The following is a 25,819-nucleotide window of genomic DNA, read 5'->3' as shown; positions in this document are numbered from 1 at the left end:
TCGCGGATTTGACAGCTGGCAGATAGCGTCTAGTTTGAAAAGCGAGGCTATGGTTGCCTCGCTTTCTCATTTACAAGGAGTGTTGTCATGCTGAAAAATCGTCTCTCCTCTCTGCTGTTCGCCGTTCTCGCTTCCCTCTCTCTGGCTGCCACCGCAGCCGAGCCTCCAAAAACCGAAAGTGCCAAGCCTGCGGCTGTCCAGGCCGCGCAGGTTGCCACCGTCAATCTGAATACTGCTGATGCAGCGACCCTGCAGAGGGAGTTGGCAGGTATCGGTGCGACCAAGGCGCAGGCGATTGTTGCCTACCGTGAAGAGCACGGTGACTTCGCTTCGGTTGACGAGCTGCTGGAGGTGAAGGGTATTGGTCAGGCGACGCTGGAGAAGAACCGCGACAAGTTGAGCGTGAACTGACGCCAGGCGGCGTTGCCATTTGGGCCGGTCTTTGACCGGCCTTTTTTGCTTTTGGCGGGAGCGTTTATGTCGGTGCCGGGTCCAGTAGTGCTGGTGCGCACGGCGCACCCTACGTTTGGGGCGCAGGTAATAAAAAACCCAGCACTAGGCTGGGTTCTCGAATTTGGCTCCGCGACCTGGACTCGACAGCGAAGCTGAACGCGCTCCCGCGCGGCCCCGAAGGGGGGAGCGAAGCGAATAACCTGGGACATGGTCCCTGGTGAGAGTCCGGCAGATACAAAAAAGCCCCGGATCAACCGAGGCTTTTGAATTTGGCTCCGCGACCTGGACTCGAACCAGGGACCCAATGATTAACAGTCATTTGCTCTACCGACTGAGCTATCGCGGAACAACGGCGCGTATGTTACTGATTAAAAAAGAGAAGTCAACACTTTGCCGTGACTTCTGCTTGTCTGGTATTGGGCAGATTCGGCGGCGCTATCGTGGGAGGGGCTTTAGCCGCGACGGCAGTGGCAGATCGCGGCTGAAACGGAATGCCGCCCAGTTGTTCCGAGGTCGGCGGTGCCTGGGTATTGGTGTGGGGGCCACGCTCCGGGGCGAAGCTTTTGCTTTTGCGCTGCCCTAGCGAACGATTCGCGGCGGGGCGCCGCTCCTACAGTCATTTGAGACATACAAAAACGCCGGCTTATGGGCCGGCGTTTTTGTTTATCGCAGACGCTTACAGCACCGCGTGAATCGCGCGAGTGACGCTGTCCAGGTTGCCGTTGTTCAGCGCGGCGACGCAGATGCGGCCGGTGCCGACGGCGTAGATGCCGAACTCTTCCTTGAGGCGTTCCACTTGCTCCACGGTGAGGCCGGAGTAGGAGAACATGCCGCGTTGCTCGGCGACGAAGCCGAAGTCGCGCTTGGCGCCCAATGCTGCCAGTTGTTCGACCATGGCCAGGCGCATGCTGCGGATGCGGTCGCGCATTTCGCCCAGCTCGGCTTCCCACATGGCGCGCAGCTCGGGGCTGTTGAGCACGCTGGCGACCACGGTGGCGCCGTGGGTCGGCGGGTTGGAGTAGTTGGTGCGGATCACACGCTTGAGCTGCGAGAGCACACGAGTCGACTCTTCGCGGCTGCTGGTGACCAGCGACAGGGCGCCCACGCGTTCGCCGTACAGCGAGAACGACTTGGAGAAGGAGCTGGAGACGAAGAACTCCAGGCCCGACTCGGCGAACAGGCGCACGGCTTCGGCGTCCTGCTCGATGCCGTCACCGAAGCCCTGGTAGGCGATGTCGAGGAAGGGTACGTGCTCGCGCTCGCGCAGGACTTCCAGCACGGCTTTCCAGTCTTCCAGCTGCAGGTCGACGCCGGTGGGGTTGTGGCAGCAGGCGTGCAGCACGACGATTGAGCGGGCCGGCAGGTTGCGCAGGTCTTCGAGCATGCCGCCACGGTTCACGCCATTGCTGAACGGATCGTAGTAGCGGTAGTTGTGCACCGGGAAGCCGGCGGATTCGAACAGGGCGCGGTGGTTTTCCCAGCTCGGGTCGCTGATGGCCACGGTGGCGTCCGGCAGCAGGCGCTTGAGGAAGTCGGCGCCGATCTTCAGTGCGCCGGTGCCGCCCAAGGCCTGGGTGGTGATCACGCGGCCGGCTTCGATCAGGGCTGCGCCCTTGCCGAACAGCAGCTCCTGTACGGCCTTGTCGTAGGCGGCGATGCCTTCGATCGGCAGGTAGCCACGCGGGGCATGAGCCTCGATACGTGCCTTTTCGGCTTCTGCGACGGCGCGCAGCAGCGGAATTCGCCCCTCCTCGTTGTAGTAGACGCCCACCCCAAGGTTGACCTTGGTGGTGCGGGTGTCCGCGTTGAATGCTTCGTTGAGGCCCAGGATGGGATCGCGCGGAGCCATTTCGACGGCAGAGAAGAGACTCATGATGGGTGCGGCAACTCGAGTGAGGGGTGGGAGGCCAGGCGTCCCCGACAAAAGCGCTAGGGGGCGCGTAAACGGGGCGTTAGTATAACGACCCTGAATCCAGGGGGCGACAGCGCAAAGCCCTGAATTAAGGGCTTTTGCCAGGTAATTCGACTCTATCTGGAACTATCGCCGAATCGCCCTGCAATTCATGGCTTTGAACGCAGTCCGAAAGGATGCGTCACAGCCATTTGTCGAGGTACTGCATGTCCGAGTTTCAGTTGGTGACCCGCTTCAAACCGGCCGGCGATCAGCCCGAGGCGATCCGGCAGATGGTCGAGGGACTGGAGGCTGGGCTTTCGCACCAGACCCTGCTGGGCGTGACCGGCTCGGGCAAGACCTTTTCCGTGGCCAACGTGATTGCCCAGGTGCAGCGGCCGACCCTGGTGCTGGCCCCGAACAAGACCCTGGCGGCGCAGCTGTATGGCGAGTTCAAGGCGTTCTTCCCGAACAACGCGGTGGAGTATTTCGTCTCCTATTACGACTACTACCAGCCGGAAGCCTATGTGCCGTCGTCGGACACCTTCATCGAGAAGGATGCCTCGATCAACGACCATATCGAGCAGATGCGCCTGTCGGCGACCAAGGCGCTGATCGAGCGCAAGGACGTCATCGTGGTCTGCACCGTGTCGTCGATCTACGGCCTGGGTAGCCCCGAGGAGTACCTGAAAATGGTGCTGCACCTCGACCGTGGCGACAAGATGGACCAGCGCGCGCTGCTACGCCGTCTGGCCGAGCTGCAGTACACGCGCAACGACATGGATTTCGCCCGCGCCACCTTCCGTGTGCGCGGCGACGTGATCGACATCTTCCCGGCGGAATCGGATCTGGAGGCCATTCGCGTCGAGCTGTTCGACGACGAGGTGGAGAGCATCAGCGCCTTCGATCCGCTGACCGGCGAGGTGATCCAGAAGCTGCCGCGTTTCACCTTCTACCCCAAGAGCCACTACGTCACTCCGCGCGAGACCCTGCTGGAGGCGGTGGAGCATATCAAGGCCGAGTTGCAGCAGCGTCTGGAATACCTGCGTGGGGCGAACAAGCTGGTGGAGGCGCAGCGCCTGGAGCAGCGCACGCGCTTCGACCTGGAGATGATCCTCGAGCTGGGCTACTGCAATGGCATCGAGAACTACTCGCGCTATCTGTCGGGGCGCCCGGCCGGTGCACCGCCGCCGACCCTGTACGACTACCTGCCGGACGAAGCGCTGCTGGTGATCGACGAGTCCCACGTCTCGGTGCCGCAGGTCGGCGCCATGTACAAGGGCGACCGTTCGCGCAAGGAAACCCTGGTCGAATACGGCTTCCGTCTGCCTTCGGCGCTGGACAACCGGCCGATGCGTTTCGAGGAATGGGAGTCCGCCTGTCCGCAGACCATTTTCGTTTCCGCCACGCCGGGGCCTTACGAGGCCGAGCATGCCGGGCGGGTGATCGAGCAGGTGGTGCGGCCTACAGGCCTGGTCGACCCCGAGGTGGAGGTACGCCCGGCGCGCACCCAGGTCGACGATCTGCTCTCGGAGATTCGTCTGCGTGTTGCCGTGGGTGAGCGCGTACTGGTCACCACCCTGACCAAGCGCATGGCGGAAGACCTGACCGACTACCTGGGCGATCACGACGTCAAGGTGCGCTACCTGCACTCGGACATCGACACGGTGGAGCGGGTGGAGATCATCCGCGACCTGCGCCTGGGCACCTTCGACGTGCTGGTGGGCATCAACCTGCTGCGCGAGGGCCTGGACATGCCCGAAGTGGCGCTGGTGGCGATTCTCGATGCGGACAAGGAAGGCTTTCTGCGCAGCGAGCGTTCGCTGATCCAGACCATCGGTCGTGCGGCGCGTAACCTCAATGGCAAGGCGATTCTCTACGCTGACAATATGACCGGCTCGATGCAGCGGGCCATCGACGAAACCGAGCGCCGCCGCGCCAAGCAAATGGCCTTCAACGAGGCCAACGGCATCGTGCCCAAGGGTGTGCAGAAGGACGTCAAGGACATCCTCGAAGGCGCCGTGGTGCCGGGCGCGCGCAGCAACAAGCGCAAGGGCATGGCCAAGGCGGCGGAGGAGAGCGCACGTTACGAGAGCGAACTGCGTTCGCCGAGCGAGATCACCAAGCGCATTCGTCAGTTGGAAGAGAAGATGTACGCCCTGGCGCGCGACCTGGAGTTCGAGGCGGCGGCGCAGTTGCGTGACGAGATTCAGAAGCTGCGCGATCGCTTGTTGCAGGTGTGATGTTGCCGCGTGGCGCGGGGTTGTCTGTGTAGGAGCCCCGCCCCGGAGCGAAGCTTCTGGTTTGCGGTGTGCTTGCAATTCGCCGCGAGGCGCGGCTCCTACAGGGTGGTGTGGTGCCTGTGGAATTTGTGTAGGAGCGGCTGAGCGGCATTCCGCTTCAGCCGCGAAATGCCCCGCCCAGAAGACCGCCGCAAACTGTGGGAGCGGCTTCAGCCGCGACAAACCTCGCCGCTAAAGCGCCTCCCACAAAGGTTTGATACCGCAGACCGCGTAGCCCGGATGTAATCCGGGGGCAGCAGCCCGAGCTCCCCGGATTACATCCGGGCTACGGTCCTGTTGGAGCCCCGCTAGGCGCGAAGCTTTTGGCTTTGCGGTGTTCTCTCGGTTTGCCGAGTGGCGCGGCTCCGTCAGGGTGGTGCGTTGCCTGTGGAATGTGTGTAAGCGGCTTCAGCCGCGAAGCATGTCAAGCATGTCAAGCATGCCTACAGCCTGATCGCGGATAAATCCGCTCCTACGAGAACGCGCAGCCCAGTAGGGTGGGTTAGCCGCTTTCACCGCTACCGGCCGTTTCGCCGTGCTCGATGCGGCGTAACCCACCATCGGCGCAACGCGATCCATCACCTGGTGGGTTACGCGGCGCACCACTCTCATCCGCGCCTGTGCGATTGGCATTCAGCGCCGCTAACCCACCCAACGCGAAGCAGCGTCCGGCATCACCTTGGGCGGCCACGCACCCTGCGCTTAGCGCTGGTGCACCGATACACCAGCCGCGAAGGTTTCCTCCACCGCACGGTCATCACCGAGCATGGTCAGGGCGAACAGACGCTCTTCCAGGCTCTTGGCCTGCTGCATGCGGTAGCTCATCAGCGGTGTGGCGTTGTAGTCCAGCACCAGGAAGTCGGCGTCCTTGCCGGGCAGGAAGTTGCCCAGCTGGTCGTCCAGGTACAGCGCATTGGCACCGCCCAGGGTGGCCAGGTACAGCGACTTGAAGGGGTCGAGCTTCTTGTCCTGCAACTGCATGATCTTGTACGCCTCGTTCAGCGATTGCAGCTGGCTGAAGCTGGTGCCGGCGCCGACATCGGTACCCAGCCCGACGCGCACGCCATGGGCTTCCAGCTTGTTCAGGTCGAACAGGCCGCTGCCGAGGAACAGGTTGGAGGTCGGGCAGAAGGCCACGGCCGAGCCGGTTTCGGCGAGGCGCTTGCACTCGTCGTCGCACAGGTGCACGCCATGGGCGAACACCGCGCGCGGGCCGATCAGCTTGTGGTGGTCGTAGACGTCGAGATAGCCCTTGCGCTCGGGAAACAGTTCCTTGACCCATTCGATTTCCTTGCGGTTCTCGGACAGGTGGGTGTGCATGTACAGGTCCGGGTATTCGCCCAGCAGCTTACCGGCCAGCTCCAGTTGCTCCGGTGTACTGGTCGGGGCGAAGCGCGGGGTGACCGCATAGTGCAGGCGGCCCTTGCCGTGCCAGCGTTCGATCAATGCCTTGCTCTCGGCGTAGCCGGACTCGGCGGTGTCGGTCAGGTAGTCCGGGGCGTTGCGATCCATCAGCACCTTGCCGGCGATCATGCGCAGGTTGAGCTTATCGGCCTGCTCGAAGAACGCGTCCACCGACTGTGGGTGCACGGTGCCGAACACCAGGGCGGTGGTGGTGCCATTGCGCAGCAGTTCCTTGAGGAAGATCGCCGCCACGTCGCTGGCATGGGCCTTGTCTTCGAACTGCCGCTCGGTGGGGAAGGTGTAGGTGTTGAGCCAGTCCAGCAGTTGCTCGCCGTAGGAGGCGATCATGCCGGTCTGCGGGTAGTGGATATGGGTGTCGATAAAGCCGGGGGTAATCAGCGCGTCGCGGTAATGCTGGATCTCGACGCCGGCCAGCTTCGGCAACAGCTCGGCGGCGGGGCCAACCTGGGCGACCTTGCCGTTTTCGATCAGCAGGATGCCGTCCTCGAAGTATTCGTAGGACTGCTCGACACCGACCTCGGCCGGATCGGCGAGGCTGTGCAGGATGGCGGCGCGGTAGGCTTTGGTATTGGTGGTCATCTGTTACGTCTCGATTGAGCGGGCAGTGCGGTGCGCCGTGCGCACCACGGATAATGCGGTGTTATTGGTGCGCGCGGCGCACCCTACTGGGCGCGGCGCGAATTCGTCGCGCCACGGCCCGGCCCGTAGGGTGCGCTGTGCGCACCTAGAGTCAGGACCGGCGCGAGGCCGGCAACAGCTTGGCGACGCTGGATTCGCCTTTCTTCACGTCCTGACCGAAGCTGGCGTTATAGGTGGCGATCACCTCGCCGGCGATGGACACGGCAATCTCCACCGGCAGCTTGCCTTTCACTTCGGGCAGGCCCATGGGGCAGCGCATGCGCGCCATCAGGGTGTCCGCGAAGCCGCGTTCGCGCAGGCGATGCTCGAACTTGACGCGCTTGGTCTTCGAGCCGATCAGGCCGTAGTAGGCGAAGTCGCCGCGTTTGAGGATGGCCGCGGTCAGCTCCAGGTCGAGCTGGTGGTTGTGAGTCATGACTATGTAGTAGCTGCCGGGCGGCATGTTCTCCACCTCGTCGACCACTTCGTCACCCACGATCTTCTCCACGCCGGCGGGGATGTGCTCGGGAAATTCGTTCTCACGCGAGTCGATCCAGCGCACCTTGCACGGCAGGCTGGCGAGCAGCGGCACCAGTGCGCGACCGACATGGCCGGCGCCGAACACGGCGATCTGCGCCTGGGGCTGACCCATGGGCTCGAACAGCAGCACGGTGGTACCGCCGCAGCACTGGCCCAGGCTGGCGCCGAGGGAGAAGCGCTCCAGGCGGGTGTCCTGGCTGCGGCTGGCGAGCATCTCGCGCGCCATTTCCATGGCCTTGTACTCCAGATGGCCGCCGCCGATGGTCTCGAAGATGCGCTCGGCGGTGACCACCATCTTCGAGCCGGCATTACGCGGCGTCGAGCCGCGTTCTTCGATGATGGTCACCAGAACGCAGGCTTCACCTTTTTGCTGCAGCTCGGCGAGGGCACTGATCCAGCTCATTTGCTCAGCCTCCAGGAAGGCGTGGTCTGTCCCGGGCGCGGCAGGCGCCAGTTGCTCGGCGACGGATCGAGAATCGGCTCCGGCGCCGGGCGAGCGGGGCGGTTATTCGGTTCGGTGTGTTTTGTCATTGTTCTACACCCATTCATCATTCATTCGCGGTTTGTGGGAGGCGCTTTAGCGGCGACAGTCGCGGCTAAAGCCCCTCCCACGGCGCCAGAGCCTTCAGTAGGGTGGGCTTCAGCCCACCAATACGGGCCGTCGATGTTGGTGGGCTGAAGCCCACCCTACGCTCCGACCGTTTCCATTTCGACGGCGCTTGTTCTGGCTTGCTTCAGCTTGCGCATCTGTTCCACACCCCAGAGCACGCGCTCAGGCGTGGCTGGTGCGTCGATCTGCGGTTGCACCTTGTAGTCCGCCAGGCTGGCCACGGCGTCCTTCAGCGCGCACCAGGCGGCGATGCCGAGCATGAAGGGCGGCTCGCCCACTGCCTTGGAGTGGAACACGGTGTCTTCCGGGTTCTTGCGGTTCTCCACCAGCTTCACGCGCAGGTCGATGGGCATGTCGGCGATGGCCGGGATCTTGTAGCTGGCCGGGCCGTTGGTCATCAGCTTGCCCTTGGCGTTCCACACCAGCTCCTCGGTGGTCAGCCAGCCCATGCCCTGGACGAAGGCACCTTCGACCTGGCCGATGTCGATGGCCGGGTTCAGCGAGTCGCCGACGTCATGCAGGATGTCGCCGCGCAGCATGCGGTATTCGCCGGTCAGGGTGTCCACCAGCACTTCCACGCAAGCCACGCCGTAGGCGTAGTAATAGAAGGGGCGGCCGGCCGCCTTGTCGCGGTCGTAATAGATCTTCGGCGTACGGTAGAAGCCGGTGGAAGACAGCGAGACCTGACCGAAGTAGGCCTTCTGGATCATCTCCTCGAAGGACAGGAAGTGGTCGCGCACGCGCACCTGGCCGTTGCGGAATTCCACATCTTCCGGGGTGACCTTGTACTCGCGCACCAGGAAGTCGACCAGGCGCTGCTTGATGGTCTCGGCCGCGTTCTTCGCCGCCATGCCGTTGAGATCGGCACCGCTGGAGGCTGCGGTCGGCGAGGTATTGGGCACCTTGTCGGTGTTGGTGGCGGTGATCTGGATGCGCGAGATATCGACCTGGAACACCTCGGCGACGACCTGCGCCACCTTGGTGTTGAGGCCCTGGCCCATCTCGGTGCCGCCGTGGTTAAGGTGGATCGAACCGTCGGTGTAGATGTGGATCAGTGCGCCGGCCTGATTGAGGAAGGTGGCGGTGAAGCTGATGCCGAATTTCACCGGGGTCATGGCCAGGCCTTTCTTCAACACAGGACTCTTGGCGTTGAAGGCGCGGATTTCTTCACGGCGCTTGGCGTACTCGCAGCTCTGCTCCAGCTCGGCGGTCATCTCGTGGATGACGTTGTGCTCGACGGTCTGGTGGTAGTGGGTGACGTTGCGCTCGGTCTTGCCGTAGTAGTTGAGCTTGCGTACTTCCAGCGGGTCCTTGCCGAGGTGGCGCGCCACGGCGTCCATCACTTCCTCGATGGCGACCATGCCCTGCGGGCCGCCGAAGCCGCGGTAGGCGGTGTTCGAGGCGGTGTTGGTCTTGCAGCGATGACCGTTGATGGTGGCGTTGCCGAGGAAGTAGGCATTGTCGGAGTGGAACATGGCGCGGTCGACGATGGAGCCGGACAGGTCCGGTGAGTAACCGCAGTTGCCGGCCAGGTCCATCTCGATGCCATGCAGCAGGCCGTCGTTATCGAAGCCGACGTCGTACTCGACATAGAAGGGGTGACGCTTGCCGGTCATGCTCATGTCTTCCATGCGCGGCAGACGCATCTTGGTCGGCCGGCCGGTGAGGTGCGCGATCACTGCGCACAGGCACGCCGGGCCGGCGGCCTGGGTTTCCTTGCCGCCGAAACCGCCGCCCATGCGGCGCATGTCGATGACGATCTTGTTCATCGGCACGCCGAGCACTTCGGCCACCAGCTTCTGTACCTCGGTGGGGTTCTGCGTCGAGGTGTAGACCAGCATGCCGCCGTCTTCGGTGGGCATCACCGAGGAAATCTGGGTTTCCAGGTAGAAGTGCTCCTGGCCGCCGATATGCAGGGTGCCCTGCAGGCGACGCGGGGCACTGGCCAGTTTGCTGGCCGAGTCGCCGATGCGATGGGTGTGGCTGGCGAGCACGAAATGCTTCTTGCGGTAGGCCTCGACGACGTCGAGCACCGGCTCCAGGTCTTCGTATTCGACGATGGCGGCCATGGCCGCCTTGCGCGCAGTTTCCAGGCTGTCGGCGGCCACCGCCAGCACCACCTGGCCAACGTACTCCACCTTGCCGTCGGCCAGCAGCGGGTCGCCGGCGACCACCGGGCCGATATCCAGCTGGCCCGGTACATCGTCCTTGGTGATGGCGATGGCCACGCCCGGAAACTCGTAGCAGGGGCGGGTGTCGATGCGCAGGATGCGCGCATGGGCGCGATCCGACTGGCGCGCATAGACGTGCAACTGGTTGGGGAATTCCAGACGGTCGTCGACATAGACCGCCTCGCCGGTGACATGCTTGTCCGCGCTCTCGTGCTTGACGCTGCGGCCGACGCCGCTGGTCATGCCGGCGCGGAACAGGGCGGCCAGCTCTTCCTGGGATTTGTGTTCGATATGACTGGACATCTTCGTCTCCAAAAAAATGCTGCGCGCTCAGGCGTAAGCCGTGACCCGGGTTTCGATTTCGGGTGACTGCTGTTCCAGGAAGAACTTGCGCAGCAGGTTCTGGGCAGTGAGCAGGCGGTATTCCTTGCTGGCGCGGAAATCCGACAGCGGGGTGAAGTCCTCGCCCAGCGCGTCGCAGGCGCGTTCGATCACACCCGGATACCAGGCCGAGCCGACCAGGGCCGCCTCGCAGGCGCTGGCGCGTTTGGGGATGGCGGCCATGCCGCCGAAGGCGATGCGCGCTTCGGTGACCACTCCGTCGACGATGGTCAGATTGAAGGCCGCGCAGACGGCGGAGATGTCGTCGTCCAGGCGCTTGGACACCTTGTAGGCGCGGAACGCCTGGTTGGCCTGCTTGCGCGGCACGATGATCTTCTCGATGAATTCGGCTTCCTGGCGGGCGGTCACCTTGTAGTCGAGGAAGTAGTCTTGCAGCGGCAGGATGCGCCGGGTGTTGCCCTGGCGCAGGGCGATCTGCGCGCCGAGGGCGATCAGCAGCGGCGGGGCGTCACCGATGGGCGAGGCGTTGCCGATATTGCCGCCCAAGGTACCCTGGTTGCGGATCTGCAGCGAGGCGAAGCGGTGCAGCAGCTCGCCGAAGTCCGGGTACTCGCGCGACAGGGCTTCGTAGCAGTCGGACAGGGCCGCGGCAGCGCCGATTTCGATGGCGCTGTCGGTCACTTCGATGCGCTTCATGTCCTCGATATGGCCGACGTAGATCATCACCGGCAGTTCACGGTGGAACTGGGTGACTTCCAGGGCCAGGTCGGTGCCGCCGGCGAGCAGGCGGGCTTCCGGGTTGGCGGTGTAGAGGTCGGCCAGGTCGGCGACTGTCAGCGGCACCAGGCAGCGCTTGTCGCCACTGTTGAGTTCGGCGGTCTCACGCGGGGCGATGGCCTTGAGTCGGGTCACGGTGTCGGCTTCGAAGGCGTCGAACTGGTCCGGCTGCTTCTGACAGCAGGCCTGCTCGGCGGCGTCGATGATCGGGCGGTAGCCGGTGCAGCGGCACAGGTTGCCGGCCAGGGCTTCCAGCGTGGCGCCCTTGTCGAAGCCGGTGGAGTTCTTCTGCAGGGCGAACAGCGACATGATGAAGCCGGGGGTGCAGAAGCCGCACTGCGAGCCGTGGCAGTCGACCATCGCCTGCTGCACGCTGTGCAGCTTGCCCTGGTGCTTGAGGTCTTCGACGGTGATCAGCTGCTTGCCGTGCAGGCTGGAGACGAAGGTCAGGCAGGAGTTGAGGGTGCGATAACGAACGCGCTCGCCATCGAGCTCGCCCACCACCACGGTGCAGGCACCGCAGTCGCCGGAGGCGCAGCCTTCCTTGGTTCCGGTCTTGCCAACGTGCTCACGCAGGTAGTTGAGCACGGTGACGTTGGGGTCCAGGGCATGCTCGGTGCGCAGCTCCCGGTTGAGTAAAAACTGGATCAAGGACGACCTCCAGGCACACTTTATTGTTATGACTCGGTTGGCTGGCCAGGTGATGCACGCACTGCAGGGCTCTGGCGCGGGCTGCCATGGGGCCAATCTAGAGTTTTCTGACTTCTGGGTCAACAAATATTTGACCCTGCGGTCAGTTGCTTGTCATGCAAATCGGTTATGAGCCTGCGGTCGGGAGTCATGAGGTCAGCGTAGCGACTTTCATGCCAGCGAAGGCGCTGCCAGGGAGTAGGGTGCGCCGTGCGCACCGCTGTTCACCTAAGCAGCAGGTGCGCACGGCGCACCCTACAAAGCCAAATCGCTGCATCAACAAGCAAATACGACATCGTTAAAACAAAACCCCGGGAGCCTGCGCTGCCGGGGTTGGCTGGGGAGGGTGGCTCAGGGCTTACGTCAGCTGCGATTCGCTCAGCTGATGTTCTTCGCCGGCATAGTAGGCACGCACCTTGGGGTCCATTACCGCGCGCCACAGCGGCGGGAAGAGGGCGAGTACGATCATCCCCGCATAACCATTGGGCAGCTGCGGGCTGTCATCGAAATGGCGCAGCACCTGATAGCGGCGTTTGGCGTAGGCGTGGTGATCGGAGTGACGCTGCAGGTGGAAGAGGAACAGGTTGGTCAGGAGGAAGTTGCTGTTCCACGAGTGATGCGGATTGGTGCGCTCGTAGCGGCCGTTGTCCAGTTTGCGCCGGTGCAGGCCGTAGTGTTCGACGTAGTTGACGATCTCCAGCAGGGTGAAGGCCATCACCGCCTGGCCGAGGAAGAACAGTGCGCCGAGCGCGCCGAAGGCTAGGGTGAAGCCGAGCAGGAACAGCGCGCTGATCGCGTACCACCAGATCAGTTCGTTGCGCCAGTGCAGGGCCGGCAGGCCGCGACGCCCCAGGCGCTCGGCCTCCAGCTTCCAGGCATTGAGGAAATTGTGCTTGTAGGCGTGCGGCAGGAAGGCGTACAGGCTCTGGCCGAAGCGCGAGGAGGAGGCGTCCTCGGGCGTGGATACGTGCACGTGGTGGCCGCGTACATGCTCGACCTTGAAGCCGGCGTAGCACACCGCCGCCAGCAGCAGGCCCCCGGTATTCTGCTCCAGGCGCGGGTCCTTGTGGATCAGCTCGTGGGACACGGTGATGCCGATGGCGCCCATCACCGTGCCGACCGACAGCACCCAGCCGAGCTGGCCGACCCAGCTCCAGGCCGGGTAGCTGACGAAAATCCAGCCGCTCCAGATCAGCATCGCCAGCAGCAGCGGCACCGTGGCCAGGCTCAGCAGGCGGTAGTAGCCCTGCGCCTCCAGCGCCGGTACTTCCTCACGCTCGTCCGGGTTGGCCGGGTCACGACCCACGACGAAATCCAGCAGCGGAATGACGCCAAACACCACCGTGATCACCAGCCAGGCCCAGGCATCGGCATGGGCGCTACCCAGCGACCAGTAGTAGCTGAGCGGTATGCCGAACACCGGGATCAGCCAGATCCAGTAGCCGACTTTCTTCAGGGCGATCATCCAGTGCGAGGGCAGGCGTTCGAACATGGGGGCTCCGCTTGATTCTTGTTATGAATGCGCTGGTATGATTGTAGGACAATCATGATTGGCGACTACCCTTGGTAGCCCGACCTTTCGAACGGAAAGCACCGCGTCCGGACGCTTGGCCCGGTAACACCCTGTGTTACACTCGCCGCCAGTTTTTCCTGCTCCCGCCCAGCCGTGGCGGGGCCCCCAGACTCGACCGCCTGCCCCTGGATCGACGCAAATAAGGAATGTCATGACGTTCAAGGCCCCGGACAGCCTCGCCGAGCAAATTGCCCATTACCTGGCCGAACGCATCATTCGCGGTGAGCTCAAGGAACGCGAGCGCATCCAGGAGCAGAAGGTCACCCAGGCACTCAACGTCAGCCGCGGTTCGGTGCGCGAGGCGCTGCTGATTCTCGAGCGCCGCCACCTGATCGTGATCCTGCCGCGCCGCGGCGCCCAGGTCAGCGAACTGACAGCGCATCACGTCGCCAGCCTCTACGCGCTGAGCATCGAGCTGTACGCCATGCTGGCCCGTGCGGTGATCGAGCGCTGGCAGGTGGAAGCCGATCTGGCGCCGTTCCTCGATATCCAGCGGCGTCTGCAGGACAGCCTCGAGCGTAGCGATATCGGTGCCTTCGTCGAGAGCAGCTTCGACGTGATGCGCGCCGCCTTCCCCTTCGCCGACAACCCCTACCTGCAGGAAACCCTGGAGAACCTGCTGCCGGCCATCAGTCGCACCTATCACCTGGCGCTGGAGCGGCGCAAAGGCGAGATGGGCCAGTTCATGAACACCTTCGCCAGCTTGCTGCAGGCGATCATCGCCCGCGATCACGCTCGCGCCCGCGAAGTGCTGCAGGCCTATGGCGAGCACAATTGCCAGCTGGTGCTGGCCACCCTGGCCGAGCGTTAACCCCAGATGCGCCTGAAAAGCATCAAGCTGGCCGGCTTCAAGTCCTTCGTCGATCCGACGACGGTGAGCTTTCCCAGCAACATGGCGGCGGTGGTCGGGCCCAACGGTTGCGGCAAGTCCAACATCATCGACGCCGTGCGCTGGGTGATGGGCGAAAGCTCGGCGAAGAACCTGCGCGGCGAGTCGATGACCGACGTCATCTTCAATGGCTCCAACACGCGCAAGCCGGTGACCCAGGCCTCCATCGAACTGATCTTCGATAACAGCGACAACTCGCTGGTGGGCGAGTACGCCGCCTTCGCCGAGATTTCCATCCGCCGCCGGGTCACCCGCGACGGGCAGAACACCTATTTCCTCAACGGCACCAAGTGCCGTCGCCGCGATATCACCGATATCTTCCTCGGCACGGGCCTTGGGCCGCGCAGCTACTCGATCATCGAGCAGGGCATGATCAGCAAGCTGATCGAGGCCAAGCCCGAGGAGCTGCGCAATTTCATCGAGGAAGCCGCCGGCATCTCCAAGTACAAGGAGCGCCGCCGCGAGACCGAGAACCGCATCCGCCGCACCCAGGAAAACCTGGCGCGCCTGACCGACCTGCGCGAGGAGCTGGAGCGCCAGCTCGAACGTCTGCACCGTCAGGCTCAGGCGGCGGAGAAGTACCAGGAATACAAGGCCGAGGAGCGTCAGCTCAAGGCCCAGCTGCTGGCCCTGCGCTGGCAGACGCTGAACCAGCAGGTCGGTAGCCGCGAGCAGGTGATCGGCGACCAGGAAGTCGCTTTCGAGGCGCTGGTGGCCGAGCAGCGCAGCGCCGATGCCGCCATCGAGCGCCTGCGCGATGGCCATCATGAACTCTCCGAGCGCTTCAACCTGGTACAGGGCCGCTTCTATTCCGTGGGCGGCGATATCGCCCGCGTCGAACAGAGCATCCAGCATGGCCAGCAGCGCCTGCGCCAGTTGCAGGACGACCTGCGCGAGGCGGAAAAGGCGCGCCTGGAAACCGAATCGCACCTGGGGCACGACCGCACCTTGCTCGCTACCCTGGGCGAAGAGCTGGAAATGCTCCTGCCCGAGCAGGAGCTGACCGCCGCTGCCGCCGAGGAGTCCGCCGCCGGCCTGGAAGAGGCCGAGGCCGCCATGCACGGCTGGCAGGAGCAGTGGGACGGCTTCAACCAGCGCAGCGCCGAACCGCGTCGCCAGGCTGAGGTGCAGCAGTCGCGCATCGCCCAGCTGGAGCAGAGCCTGGAGCGTCTGGCCGAACGCCAGCGCCGCCTGAACGAAGAATTGCAGCAGCTGGCGGCCGACCCCGAAGACGCCGCCATTCTCGAACTGAACGAACAGCTAGCCGCCGGCGAGCTGGAGCACGAAGCCCTGCAACTTGCCGAAGAGCAGCAGGCCGAGCGTCTGCAGCAACTGCGCGAAGAGCTGCAGCAGGCCGGTCAGGCCCAGCAGCAGGCTCAGGGTGAGCTACAGCGGCTGAACGGCCGTTTGGCGTCACTGGAAGCGCTGCAACAGGCCGCCCTCGATCCTGGGCAGGGGGCCGGCGACTGGCTGCGCGAGCAGAACCTGCTGCAGCGTCCGCGCCTGGCCGAAGGGCTGCGTGTGGAGACAGGCTGGGAGCTGGCGGTGGAAACCGTGCTCGGCGCCGACCTGCAGGCCGTGCTGCTGGACGATTTCGCCGGGCTGGATTTTGCCAGTCTGGAACAGGGTGAACTGCGTCTGGCCAGCCCCGCCAGTGGCGGCGCACGCCGTGCTGGCAGTCTGCTGGACAAGATCGAGTCGAGCCATGATCTGTCGCCCTGGCTGGCCAGTGTGCGCCCGGTGGAGTCGCTGGAGCAGGCTCTGGCGGCTCGCGCGCAGTTGGCCGAGGGCGAAAGCCTGATCAGCCGCGACGGCTACTGGGTCGGCCGGCATTTCCTGCGCGTGCGCCGTGCTGCCGAAGCTGATAGCGGCGTGCTGGCGCGCGGTCAGGAGCTGGAACGCCTACAGTCGGAGCGCGAGGAACGTGAAGCAGCCCTGGCGCAACTGGACGAACGCCTGACGGCGCTGCGCGACGAGCAGCGCCGTCAGGAAGAGCTGCGTGAGCAGCAGCGCCGTCAGGGGCAGGAACTGGCGCGGCAGTTGAGCGAGCTGAAGGCGCGCCTGTCCGCCAGTCAGGCCAAGGCCGAGCAGCTGGGCCTGCGTCGCCGCCGTCTGCAGGACGAACTGCAGGAAGCCGCCGAGCAGCGCGAGATCGAGCAGGAACAACTGGGCGAAGCGCGCCTGCAACTGCAGGACGCGCTGGATGCCATGGCGCTGGACAACGAGCAGCGCGAAAGTCTGCTGGCCAGCCGCGACAGCCTGCGCGAGCGCCTCGATCGGGTGCGTCAGGAAGCGCGGCAGCACAAGGATCACGCCCACCAGCTGGCGGTACGGGTCGGCTCGCTCAAGGCGCAGCACGACTCCACCCGCCAGGCGTTGGAGCGTCTGCAACTGCAGGCCGAGCGCCTGCACGAGCGGCGCGAGCAACTGTCGCTGAATCTGGAAGAGGGCGAGGCGCCGCTGGAGGAGCTGCGCATCAAGCTCGAAGAACTGCTCGAGCGGCGCATGGCAGTAGACGAGGAGCTGCGTCAGGCGCGTGTGGCGCTGGAAGATGCCGACCGCGAACTGCGCGACGCCGAGAAACGCCGCACTCAGGCCGAGCAGCAGGCGCAGATGCTGCGCAGTCAGCTGGAGCAGCAGCGCATGGACTGGCAGTCGCTCAACGTGCGGCGCAAGGCCCTGGCCGACCAGCTCGCCGAGGACAATTACGACCTGCACGGGGTGATCGCCACGCTGCCGGCCGAGGCCAGCGAGAGCGCCTGGGAAGAAGAGCTGGAGCGCATGGCCGCGCGTGTCGCCCGGCTCGGGCCGATCAACCTGGCAGCCATCGACGAGTATCAGCAGCAGTCCGAGCGCAAGCGCTACCTGGATGCGCAGGATGCCGACCTGGTCGAGGCACTGGAAACCCTGGAGAACGTCATCCGCAAGATCGACAAGGAAACGCGCAATCGTTTCAAGGACACCTTCGATCAGATCAATGGCGGTTTGCAGGCACTCTTTCCAAAAGTTTTCGGTGGCGGCAACGCTTATTTGGAACTCACCGGCGAAGATTTACTCGATACCGGTGTAACCATCATGGCGCGGCCCCCGGGCAAGAAGAACAGCACCATTCATTTGCTCTCCGGTGGAGAGAAGGCGTTGACCGCCTTGGCACTGGTGTTTTCCATCTTCCAGCTCAATCCGGCGCCGTTCTGCATGTTGGACGAAGTGGACGCACCGCTGGACGATGCCAACGTCGGACGCTATGCGCGGCTGGTCAAGGAGATGTCGGCGACGGTGCAGTTCATCTATATCACCCACAACAAGATCGCCATGGAAATGGCCGATCAGCTGATGGGGGTCACCATGCACGAGCCGGGCTGCTCGCGTCTGGTGGCAGTGGATGTCGAGGAGGCGCTGGCGATGGTGGAGGCGTGATGGCAGAGCGCCGTGGGATTAACCGAATATAGGCACAACCTTAATGTTGCTCCCTGTGTAAAGTTGCCTTTCGTCGTGCTAGCTTATTGCCCACTTTTGTTACACGCGGAAAACGTCAGACAGAACATGGAGTTGGCGCCGCGTTTTATAGTCGAGTTGTGATCCGGTTGATTGGATCTTTTTTTCACCAGAATTTTTAAGGGTCAGGTATTTCATGGAATTCGGTCTGCGCGAGTGGCTGATCGTTATTGGCATCATCGTTATCGCTGGCATTCTTTTCGACGGCTGGCGCCGTATGCGCGGTGGCAAGGGCAAACTCAAGTTCAAGCTCGATCGCAGCTTCGCCAATATGCCCGACGACGACAGCGATCCGGATCTTCTCAGCCCGCCACGGGTAGTGCAGCGCGACCACGATCCTCAACTGGACGAAGATGATCTGCCATCGATGAGTGCCAAGGACCTGCCGCGTCGCTCGCGTAACGAGCCGCAGCAGGGCGACCTCAACCTGGCGGTCGACGAGCCGGTTCCGACCCTGCTCAACCCGGTCGATGAAGTCGAGCCGAAAGAGCCCAAGAAGCCCGCCAAGCCCGCCGCTGATGCTGCCCCCGTGGAAGAGGTGCTGGTGATCAACGTGGTGGCCCGTGACGATTTCGGCTTCAAGGGCCCGGCGCTGCTGCAGAACATTCTGGAAAGCGGTCTGCGCTTCGGCGAAATGGACATCTTCCACCGTCATGAGAGCATGGCCGGTAACGGCGAGGTGCTGTTCTCCATGGCCAACGCGCTCAAGCCCGGTACCTTCGATCTCGACGATATCGAAGGCTTCAGCACTCGAGCGGTGAGCTTCTTCCTCAGCCTGCCTGGCCCGCGTCATCCCAAGCAGGCCTTCGACGTGATGGTCGCGGCTGCACGCAAGCTGGCCCACGAGCTGGGCGGCGAGCTGAAGGACGACCAGCGCAGCGTGATGACCGCGCAAACCATCGAACACTACCGCCAGCGCATCGTCGAGTTCGAGCGCCGGCAACTGACACAGAAACGTTAAAACGCAGCGGCAAGCTGCAAGCCTCAAGCTGCAAGCCACGCGCTTGGCTTGGGGCTTTTTATTTCGTTATGTCTGACGCTGCCCTGATTGCCGGATCGGGGCAGCGGCAGACCGTAGGGCGGGTGCAACCCGCCAGTTTCGCCATGGCGGGTTGCACCCGCCCTACGCGCCAACCCATTCCGAGTGAAACAAGTAGCGGATACCCGATCTTCTGTTTTCTTGTCGCTTGAGGCTTATTTGCAATGACCGACGTCGCCCAACGAATCGCCGAGCTGCGCAACGAACTGGATGCGCATAACTACCGCTACTACGTGCTGGACGAGCCGAGCGTGCCCGATGCCGAGTACGACCGCCTGTTCCGCGAGCTGCAGGCGCTGGAAGCCGAGCATCCGGAGCTGGTTACGCCCGAGTCGCCGACCCAGCGTGTCGGTGGTGAGGCGCTCAGCGCCTTCGGCGAGGTGCGCCATGAGGTGCCGATGCTCAGCCTGGGCAACGCCTTCGAGGAGGACGACCTGCGCGCTTTCGATCGCAGTGTGCAGCATGGCCTTGGCGTTTCGGGCGGCGATCTGTTCGGCGGCGGTGCCGAAATCGAGTACAGCTGCGAACCCAAACTCGACGGCCTGGCCGTCAGCCTGCGCTACGAGAATGGCCAACTGGTGCGCGGTGCCACGCGCGGCGACGGCAGCACCGGCGAGGACATCACCAGCAACGTGCGCACCATTCGCAACGTGCCGCTCAAGCTGCAGGGCAAAGGTTGGCCGCAGGTGCTGGAAGTGCGTGGCGAAGTGTTCATGCCCAAGTCGGGCTTCGAGGAGCTCAATGCACGCCAGGCCGAGAGCGGTGGCAAGACCTTCGCCAACCCGCGCAACGCCGCTGCCGGCAGCCTGCGCCAGCTCGACCCGAAGATCACCGCCAGCCGTCCGCTGGAATTTTGCTGCTACGGTGTCGGTCAGGTCAGCGGCGAGCTGCCGGGTACCCAGGTGGCCATGCTGCAGCAGCTCAAGGCATGGGGAGTGCCCATCAGCCGCGAGTTGAAACTGGCCAAGGGCGTCGAGGCCTGCCTGGACTACTACCGCGATATCGGTCAGCGGCGCATGAGCCTGGCCTATGACATCGATGGCGTGGTGTTCAAGGTCAACAATATCGAAGACCAGCAGCAGCTGGGCTTCCGCGCGCGCACGCCGCACTGGGCCATCGCCCACAAGTTCCCTGCGCAGGAAGAGCTCACCGAGCTGCTCGACGTGGAATTTCAGGTGGGCCGTACCGGCGCGGTGACCCCGGTTGCGCGCCTGAACCCGGTCAAGGTGGCGGGGGTGATGGTGGCCAACGCCACCCTGCACAACATGGACGAAGTGGCGCGCCTGGGTGTGATGATCGGCGACACGGTAATCATTCGCCGCGCCGGGGACGTGATCCCGCAGGTCATGGCGGTGGTGCCCGAGCGTCGCCCGAGAAACGCCCGCCCGGTGCACATTCCCGAGCAGTGCCCGGTGTGCGGCTCGGCGGTGGAGCGCACGCAACTGGTCAAGCGCAGCAAGGGCAAGGAGTCGGTCAGCGAAGGTTCGGTGTACCGCTGCGTCGGTCGCCTGAGCTGCCAGGCACAGCTCAAGCAGGCCATCATTCACTTCGTCTCGCGCCGCGCGATGGACATCGAGGGGCTCGGCGACAAGACCATCGAGCAACTGGTGGACGAGAAGCTGATCGGCTCGCCGGCCGACCTGTACAAGCTGAGCTTCGAGCAGATCATCGGTCTGGAAGGCTTTGCCGAGGTTTCCAGCAACAAGCTGCTGGCAGCCATCGAGAACAGCAAGCGGCCGAGCCTGGCGCGGTTCATCTATGCCCTGGGCATTCCCGACGTGGGCGAGGAAACCGCCAAGGTGCTGGCCCGCTCGCTGGCCTCGCTGGCGCGTGTGCGCCAGGCACTGCCGGAGGTGCTCACCTACCTGCCGGATATCGGCCTGGAAGTGGCCCACGAGATCCACAGCTTCTTCGAGGATGCGCATAACCAGCAGGTGATCAGCGCCTTGCTCGGCGAGTGCGGTCTCGAATTGCAGGACGAGGGTGAGCTGAGCGCCGAGTTCTCCGCCGTGGCCACGCTCGGCGGCATGCTCGACAAGCTGAACATTCCCACCGTCGGCCCAGGTGCCGCGCAGAAGCTGGCCGAGCGCTTCGGCAGCCTGGAAGGCGTGCTGAATGCGGACTGGCTGGACATGCGCCAGGCACTGCCCGAGAGGCAGGCCAAGGCGGTGCGCGAGTTCTTCGACCAGGCGGCCAACGCCCAGCGTGCCCGCGCCATCGAGCAGCAGTTGCGCGAGTTCGGCATGCACTGGCAAAGCGAGAAGAAAGTCGCCGAAGGTCTGCCCCTGGCCGGCCAGACCTGGGTGCTGACCGGCACCCTGGAAGTGATGAGCCGCGACGTCGCCAAGGAAAAGCTGGAAAGCCTGGGCGCCAAGGTGGCCGGCTCGGTGTCGGCCAAGACCCACTGCGTGGTCGCCGGCCCCGGCGCCGGCTCGAAGCTGGCCAAGGCCGGTGAGCTCGGGGTGAAGGTATTGGACGAGGCGCAGTTCCTCGACCAGCTCAAGGCTTACGGCATCGAGGCGTAGGACGGGTGAAACCCGCCATTGGCGCGCTGGCGGGTTTCACCCGCCCTACGTTCTACAGAGGCAGACGAAGGTCCGCCGATCTTGTAGGAGCGGCTTCAGCCGCGAAGCTGCCAGCGTGGGGCTAGCGAACGCCCCCGGATTGCACCCGGGCTACGATCCGCTGGGGGTGAAGGTATTGGACGAGGCGCAGTTCCTCGAGCAGCTCAAGGCTTGCGGCATCGAGGCGTAGGGCGGGTGAAACCCGCCATTGGCGTGCTGGCGGGTTTCACCCGCCCTACGTTCTACAGAGGCAGGCGAAGGTCCGCCGATCTTGTAGGAGCGGCTTCAGCCGCGAAGCTGCCAGCGTAGGGCTAGCGAACGCTCCCGGATTGCATCCGGGCTACGATCTGAGCGATGCGACCCGGTGCGCACGGCGCACCCTACCTCCGTCGACACCAACCGTAAGGTGCGCCATGCGCACCTTGGCCTCTGCGATCCTCAAGCGGCGAAGCGCTGATCCAGATAGGCGATGATCGCCTTGGACTCGTACAGCCAGGTGCTCTGGCCATTTTCCTCGATGCGCAGGCACGGCACCTTGATGCGGCCGCCTTGTTGCTCCAGGGCCTGGCGGTGCTCGCCGTCGTGTTTGGCGTCGCGCAGCTGCACCGGCAGGTTGAGGCGGTGCAGGGTGCGCCGTACCTTGACGCAGAACGGGCAGGCGTGGAACTGGTACAGCGCCAGGTTGGCCGTGGCTCGCTCGACTTCGGCTTGCGCCTCGGGGCTGCGCTTGAGCTTGCGCGGACGGCTGACCCAGTCGGCGAACACGACCAGCTGGCCCAGGCCGATACGAAGGGCTTTGATCAACATCTTTCTAACTCCTGAAATGCCGACGGCCGTTCACCAAAGTGAGCGGCCGTCGTCTTGAGCGGGAATCAGCGAACCAGATTGAGGAATTCGCCGCGGGTCGCCGGGTTGCTGCGAAATTCGCCGAGCATCACCGAAGTGACCATGGAGGAGTTCTGCTTCTCCACGCCGCGCATCATCATGCACATGTGCTGCGCTTCGATGACCACCGCCACGCCGAGGGCGCCGGTGACCTGCGCGACCGCTTCGGCGATCTGGCGGCTGAGGTTCTCCTGGATCTGCAGGCGCCGGGCGTACATGTCGACGATGCGTGCCACCTTGGACAGGCCGAGTACCTTGCCGTTGGGCAGGTAGGCTACGTGCGCCTTGCCGATGAACGGCAGCATGTGGTGCTCGCACAGCGAGTAGAGCTCGATGTTCTTGACCAGCACCATTTCGCTGTTGTCGGAGCTGAACAGCGCGCCATTGGTCACTTCCTCCAGCGTCTGCTGGTAGCCGCGGCAGAGGTACTGCATGGCCTTGGCGGCGCGCTTGGGCGTGTCCAGCAGGCCTTCGCGGGATACGTCCTCACCAAGCTGGCCGAGGATCGCGGTGTACTGTTGTTCCAGGGACATGGAAAATCCTGTTGGGTGTCGAATGGGCGCAGGGTAGGGCGCCGACAGGGGCCTGGCAAGAGTGCCAGGTTCTCTGATTACTCGTCGCGACCATCCATCATGGTGCGCTTGAGGATGATGTAAACCGCGCCGGTACCACCGTGTTTGGCCAGGCAGGAGCTGAAGCCCAGCACCTGCGGGTGTTGGCGCAACCAGGTATTGACGTGGCTCTTGATCATCGGTTTGCGCCCGTCCATGCGCACCGCCTTGCCGTGGGTGACGCGCACGCAGCGAATCTCCAGCTTGGTGGCCTCGGCGAGGAATTCCCACAGCGTGTCGCGCGCCTTCTCGACGCTCATGCCGTGCAGGTCGAGGCTGCCGTCGAAGGGAATCTGGCCAAGCTTGAGCTTGCGCATCTGGCCTTCCTGCATGCCATTGGCCGCCCAGTACAGGGCGTCCTCGGCGCCGACATCGATGACGAACTGGTCGGACAGGCCATCCACCTTGATCTCGCTCTGGCTGACGGTCGCAGCCTGGCGCAGGGTGTTGAACTGCTTGCGATCGGGTTTGGGTTTGCCGGTGTCGGCGCGGTCGTGCTTGAGCGGCTTGACGCCGCGCAGCTCGGCCTGGAACAGGGAAAAGTCGTCGTCTTGCATCGGTGGCTCCGCGAAACAGACGGGTATTTTACCCAAATGCCGGCCAGGTAAGCGCAGAAAGACGCAAGCGTAGCAGTCGCTCAGTCGCGCCTCTTCAACAACGATGGCGACAAGCTAAGGTCGCTGGGGCGGCGCAGACGCCTGCGGCAGCGCCGCCAGAAGGCGATGCCGGCCCACAGCAGGAACAGGCCGAGCAACAGCAGGGCGATGGCTTCGCCAATGGAGTCGTTGAGCCCCCCCAGGGCCGGCGCTCGCCCGACCAGCGAAGCGACGCCGGCCATCGCCAGGAGAATGCCGAAAGCGGCGAGCAGGGCGCCCAGCGCGGCACCTATGCGCAGGCGCCAGCTTCTCGGCTGGCGAGGGCGCAGACGGCGTGCATCGAAATCGTCGGACAGCTTCATTCCGATTTCCTTTGGCTTATCGGCGGTATGACCGGTCGGTTTCGCCGGGGTTCCGCTGCTCTGGCACGAGCTGGATCAGATCAGCGATTTGGCTTGCGGCACCAGGGTGGCGAAGTTGTCGCCAAGGGCGATCATCTCGATGCGATGCACTTCGGCAGCGGCGATCACGCTGCCGTCCGGCGCTGGCAGGTCGCGGGTGGCGCAGGCGGCATCGACCAGGGTGCAGCGATAACCATAGTCCTTGGCGGCGCGTACCGTGGTGCTGACGCTGGAGTGGGTCATGAAACCGCAGACGATCAGGTCGAGATGGCCGAGGGCCTGCAGGCGATCATGCAGCTCGGTGCCGGCAAAGGCATTGGGCAGGCGTTTCTCCACGATGATCTCGCCAGCCAGCGGTGCTGCTTCCGGCAGGTGGCGGCCGCGCGGGCCGCTGGGGTCGAGCAGGCCGCCGGGAATGCCCAGGTGCTTGACGTGAACGATGTCGCTGCCGGCTGCTCGGGCGGCGGCCAGCAGGCTGGCGATCTCCGCCAGTGCAGGGGCCAGGCCGGGAAGCGCCAGTACGCCGCTGCGGTACTCTTCCTGGGCATCGATGATCAGCAAGGTCGCATTGCTCAGGCTGGCCGGTGCGTGGCCACGACCGGTGAGCTGGAACATGGTTTGCGGATGGGACATCTCGGGCTCCTGGCTGATGGTGATGATGTGCCATTGTCCGCTTGCCAGCGCGGTCTGTGAACCTCTATCTGCGCCAATGCTTGCCCAGTGCCTTGCGCCGGAGCAGAATCGGAACTGCCCCGAAGGAGTTGGGGTCGTACGCAAAAGGAGTTGCCATGTCACTTTTTTCGCAGCTATCCCCGCATTTCTGGCTCTTGTTTTCCATCGCCGTGTCCGTGGCGGTGCTGCGCGAGTTGCGCCGCCCCGACGAAGGGGCGCCGCGGCGCAAGCGAAGAGGTTGATGAGCGCTCGTCAGGCGCTCGTTCATGCGCTGACCACCTGCACTGGGCTAAACTTCCGCACTTTTCATCCGGAGGCCGCCCGTGACCGCTCTCTCTACCCGTTTACGCACCCTGCGTGATTACATCCGTTGGGCCGTCAGCCGTTTTCAGGCCGAGCAGCTGTTCTTCGGCCATGGCACCGACAACGCCTGGGACGAGGCGCGCCAACTGGTGCTCGGCGCATTGCACCTGCCCTGGGAAATCTCCGACGCCTACCTCGATTGCCGCCTGGAAGACGACGAGCATGCCCACCTGCAGGCATTGCTCAAGCGCCGGATCGAAGAGCGCGTCCCGACCGCCTACCTGCTCGGCGAAGCCTGGTTCTGCGGCCTGCCGTTCGTGGTCGATGAGCGCGTGCTGGTACCGCGCTCGCCGATCGCCGAGCTGATCGACCGTCACTTCTCCCCGTGGCTGCCTGCAGAGCCTGCACGCATTCTCGACCTGTGCACTGGCTCCGGCTGCATCGGCATCGCCTGCGCCTACGAATTCCCCGAGGCAGAAGTGGTGCTCGGCGACCTGTCGTTCGATGCGCTGGAGGTGGCCAACCTCAATATCGAGCGCCACGGGCTGGAGGAGCGGGTCTACTGCGTGCAGGGCGATGGCTTTGCCGAGCTGCCGGGGCAGCGTTTCGACCTGATCGTCTCCAATCCGCCCTATGTCGATGCCGAGGATTTCGCCGACATGCCGGCCGAATACCAGCACGAGCCCGAGATGGGCCTGGCCTGTGGCGATGACGGGCTGGATCTGGTGCGACGCATGCTGGCCGAAGCGGCCGATCACCTGACCGAGCGTGGCGTACTGATCGTCGAAGTGGGCAACAGCCAGGTGCACGTCGAGGCGCTGTATCCGGAGGTGGACTTCACCTGGCTGGACTTCCAGCGCGGCGGGCATGGCGTGTTCCTGCTGGCGGCCAAGCAGTGCCGTGAGCATCAGGCGCTGTTTCGTTCGCGAGTGAAGGGCTGATCGATATTTTTCGCGGCTGAAGCCGCTCCTACAGGGGCGCGTAGTTGCGTA

At 64.1% G+C, this 25,819-nt stretch carries 19 protein-coding genes and 1 tRNA gene; 8 read left to right on the top strand and 12 right to left on the bottom strand.

Going from position 1 to position 25,819, the window contains the following annotated elements; translation table 11 throughout:
- Positions 1-87 precede the first annotated feature (87 nt).
- Positions 88-411: a ComEA family DNA-binding protein gene (locus BLS61_RS11090; RefSeq protein WP_090430758.1), complete on the top strand. Its 324-nt coding sequence runs from the start codon at positions 88-90 to the stop codon at positions 409-411.
- A 312-nt stretch (positions 412-723) separates the two neighbouring features.
- Here BLS61_RS11090 and BLS61_RS11085 read toward each other — a convergent pair.
- Together BLS61_RS11085 and BLS61_RS11080 are read right to left on the bottom strand one after the other, a co-directional pair.
- Positions 724-799, bottom strand: a tRNA-Asn gene (locus BLS61_RS11085).
- Between the two features lie 330 nt (positions 800-1,129).
- On the bottom strand, positions 1,130-2,326 hold the full coding sequence (locus BLS61_RS11080) for an amino acid aminotransferase (RefSeq protein WP_090430755.1): 1,197 nt from the start codon (positions 2,324-2,326) through the stop codon (positions 1,130-1,132).
- Between the two features lie 245 nt (positions 2,327-2,571).
- On the opposite strand from BLS61_RS11080, the gene uvrB reads away from it, so the two are divergent.
- On the top strand, positions 2,572-4,587 hold the full coding sequence (gene uvrB, locus BLS61_RS11075) for an excinuclease ABC subunit UvrB (RefSeq protein WP_090430754.1): 2,016 nt from the start codon (positions 2,572-2,574) through the stop codon (positions 4,585-4,587).
- 741 nt (positions 4,588-5,328) lie between these two features.
- Here uvrB and guaD read toward each other — a convergent pair.
- The 5 genes from guaD to BLS61_RS11050 form a co-directional block, all read right to left on the bottom strand.
- Positions 5,329-6,630: a guanine deaminase gene (gene guaD, locus BLS61_RS11070; protein WP_090430752.1), complete on the bottom strand. Its 1,302-nt coding sequence runs from the start codon at positions 6,628-6,630 to the stop codon at positions 5,329-5,331.
- Positions 6,631-6,781: 151 nt separating this feature from the next.
- Positions 6,782-7,612 (bottom strand): xanthine dehydrogenase accessory protein XdhC, encoded by an 831-nt coding sequence (xdhC, locus tag BLS61_RS11065; protein WP_090430750.1) that lies wholly within the window; start codon positions 7,610-7,612, stop codon positions 6,782-6,784.
- 284 nt (positions 7,613-7,896) lie between these two features.
- Complete coding sequence (gene xdhB / locus BLS61_RS11060; RefSeq protein WP_090430748.1) at positions 7,897-10,293, bottom strand: xanthine dehydrogenase molybdopterin binding subunit; 2,397 nt, start codon at positions 10,291-10,293, stop codon at positions 7,897-7,899.
- A 27-nt stretch (positions 10,294-10,320) separates the two neighbouring features.
- On the bottom strand, positions 10,321-11,760 hold the full coding sequence (xdhA, locus tag BLS61_RS11055) for a xanthine dehydrogenase small subunit (RefSeq protein WP_090430746.1): 1,440 nt from the start codon (positions 11,758-11,760) through the stop codon (positions 10,321-10,323).
- A gap of 397 nt (positions 11,761-12,157) precedes the next feature.
- Complete coding sequence (locus BLS61_RS11050) at positions 12,158-13,291, bottom strand: alkane 1-monooxygenase (RefSeq protein WP_090430745.1); 1,134 nt, start codon at positions 13,289-13,291, stop codon at positions 12,158-12,160.
- Between the two features lie 232 nt (positions 13,292-13,523).
- Between BLS61_RS11050 and BLS61_RS11045 the strand changes: the two genes are divergently transcribed.
- The 4 genes from BLS61_RS11045 (at position 13,524) to ligA (ending at position 21,320) form a co-directional block, all read left to right on the top strand.
- Entirely contained in the window at positions 13,524-14,183 is a 660-nt protein-coding gene (locus BLS61_RS11045) for a GntR family transcriptional regulator (protein ID WP_090430743.1), read from the top strand.
- Positions 14,184-14,189: 6 nt separating this feature from the next.
- On the top strand, positions 14,190-17,678 hold the full coding sequence (gene smc, locus BLS61_RS11040; protein WP_090430741.1) for a chromosome segregation protein SMC: 3,489 nt from the start codon (positions 14,190-14,192) through the stop codon (positions 17,676-17,678).
- 214 nt (positions 17,679-17,892) lie between these two features.
- Positions 17,893-18,717: a cell division protein ZipA gene (gene zipA / locus BLS61_RS11035; protein WP_024307775.1), complete on the top strand. Its 825-nt coding sequence runs from the start codon at positions 17,893-17,895 to the stop codon at positions 18,715-18,717.
- Positions 18,718-18,959: 242 nt separating this feature from the next.
- Entirely contained in the window at positions 18,960-21,320 is a 2,361-nt protein-coding gene (ligA, locus tag BLS61_RS11030) for an NAD-dependent DNA ligase LigA (RefSeq protein WP_090430739.1), read from the top strand.
- 477 nt (positions 21,321-21,797) lie between these two features.
- Here ligA and BLS61_RS11025 read toward each other — a convergent pair whose 3' ends face one another.
- From BLS61_RS11025 to BLS61_RS11005, 5 genes are all read right to left on the bottom strand, one after another.
- Positions 21,798-22,166, bottom strand: coding sequence for a glutathione S-transferase N-terminal domain-containing protein (locus BLS61_RS11025; RefSeq protein WP_090430737.1), 369 nt, complete (start codon positions 22,164-22,166; stop codon positions 21,798-21,800).
- Between the two features lie 65 nt (positions 22,167-22,231).
- The gene (gene folE / locus BLS61_RS11020; RefSeq protein WP_024307778.1) at positions 22,232-22,777 is read right to left on the bottom strand and encodes a GTP cyclohydrolase I FolE; all 546 of its coding nucleotides are present in this window, start codon (positions 22,775-22,777) and stop codon (positions 22,232-22,234) included.
- A 77-nt stretch (positions 22,778-22,854) separates the two neighbouring features.
- On the bottom strand, positions 22,855-23,412 hold the full coding sequence (locus BLS61_RS11015; protein WP_090430735.1) for a Smr/MutS family protein: 558 nt from the start codon (positions 23,410-23,412) through the stop codon (positions 22,855-22,857).
- 80 nt (positions 23,413-23,492) lie between these two features.
- A complete protein-coding gene (locus BLS61_RS11010; RefSeq protein ID WP_090430733.1) occupies positions 23,493-23,813 on the bottom strand; it encodes a hypothetical protein in 321 nt (106 codons plus the stop codon).
- Between the two features lie 75 nt (positions 23,814-23,888).
- Positions 23,889-24,485: a cysteine hydrolase family protein gene (locus BLS61_RS11005; protein ID WP_090430731.1), complete on the bottom strand. Its 597-nt coding sequence runs from the start codon at positions 24,483-24,485 to the stop codon at positions 23,889-23,891.
- A gap of 155 nt (positions 24,486-24,640) precedes the next feature.
- Here BLS61_RS11005 and BLS61_RS23995 point away from each other — a divergent pair, with 155 nt between their 5' ends.
- A complete protein-coding gene (locus BLS61_RS23995; RefSeq protein ID WP_273255924.1) occupies positions 24,641-24,766 on the top strand; it encodes a hypothetical protein in 126 nt (41 codons plus the stop codon).
- A gap of 81 nt (positions 24,767-24,847) precedes the next feature.
- Positions 24,848-25,768, top strand: coding sequence for a 50S ribosomal protein L3 N(5)-glutamine methyltransferase (gene prmB / locus BLS61_RS11000; protein ID WP_090430729.1), 921 nt, complete (start codon positions 24,848-24,850; stop codon positions 25,766-25,768).
- The last annotated feature ends 51 nt before the right edge of the window (positions 25,769-25,819 follow it).

Origin of the sequence: Ectopseudomonas guguanensis (assembly GCF_900104265.1) — a bacterium.
In the GTDB taxonomy this organism is placed as follows: Bacteria; Pseudomonadota; Gammaproteobacteria; order Pseudomonadales; family Pseudomonadaceae; genus Aquipseudomonas; species Aquipseudomonas guguanensis.
The sequence above is the reverse complement of the archived record's forward strand: the minus strand, read 5'-3'. Positions and strand labels throughout refer to the sequence as shown.

Coding starts and splice junctions, on each gene's coding strand:
- BLS61_RS11090 (WP_090430758.1), top strand. CDS start 88: ATGCTGAAAAATCGTCTCTCCTCTCTGCTGTTCGCCGTTCTCGCTTCC.
- BLS61_RS11080 (WP_090430755.1), bottom strand. CDS start 2,326: ATGAGTCTCTTCTCTGCCGTCGAAATGGCTCCGCGCGATCCCATCCTG.
- uvrB (WP_090430754.1), top strand. CDS start 2,572: ATGTCCGAGTTTCAGTTGGTGACCCGCTTCAAACCGGCCGGCGATCAG.
- guaD (WP_090430752.1), bottom strand. CDS start 6,630: ATGACCACCAATACCAAAGCCTACCGCGCCGCCATCCTGCACAGCCTC.
- xdhC (WP_090430750.1), bottom strand. CDS start 7,612: ATGAGCTGGATCAGTGCCCTCGCCGAGCTGCAGCAAAAAGGTGAAGCC.
- xdhB (WP_090430748.1), bottom strand. CDS start 10,293: ATGTCCAGTCATATCGAACACAAATCCCAGGAAGAGCTGGCCGCCCTG.
- BLS61_RS11050 (WP_090430745.1), bottom strand. CDS start 13,291: ATGTTCGAACGCCTGCCCTCGCACTGGATGATCGCCCTGAAGAAAGTC.
- BLS61_RS11045 (WP_090430743.1), top strand. CDS start 13,524: ATGACGTTCAAGGCCCCGGACAGCCTCGCCGAGCAAATTGCCCATTAC.
- smc (WP_090430741.1), top strand. CDS start 14,190: ATGCGCCTGAAAAGCATCAAGCTGGCCGGCTTCAAGTCCTTCGTCGAT.
- zipA (WP_024307775.1), top strand. CDS start 17,893: ATGGAATTCGGTCTGCGCGAGTGGCTGATCGTTATTGGCATCATCGTT.
- ligA (WP_090430739.1), top strand. CDS start 18,960: ATGACCGACGTCGCCCAACGAATCGCCGAGCTGCGCAACGAACTGGAT.
- BLS61_RS11025 (WP_090430737.1), bottom strand. CDS start 22,166: ATGTTGATCAAAGCCCTTCGTATCGGCCTGGGCCAGCTGGTCGTGTTC.
- folE (WP_024307778.1), bottom strand. CDS start 22,777: ATGTCCCTGGAACAACAGTACACCGCGATCCTCGGCCAGCTTGGTGAG.
- BLS61_RS11015 (WP_090430735.1), bottom strand. CDS start 23,412: ATGCAAGACGACGACTTTTCCCTGTTCCAGGCCGAGCTGCGCGGCGTC.
- BLS61_RS11010 (WP_090430733.1), bottom strand. CDS start 23,813: ATGAAGCTGTCCGACGATTTCGATGCACGCCGTCTGCGCCCTCGCCAG.
- BLS61_RS11005 (WP_090430731.1), bottom strand. CDS start 24,485: ATGTCCCATCCGCAAACCATGTTCCAGCTCACCGGTCGTGGCCACGCA.
- BLS61_RS23995 (WP_273255924.1), top strand. CDS start 24,641: ATGTCACTTTTTTCGCAGCTATCCCCGCATTTCTGGCTCTTGTTTTCC.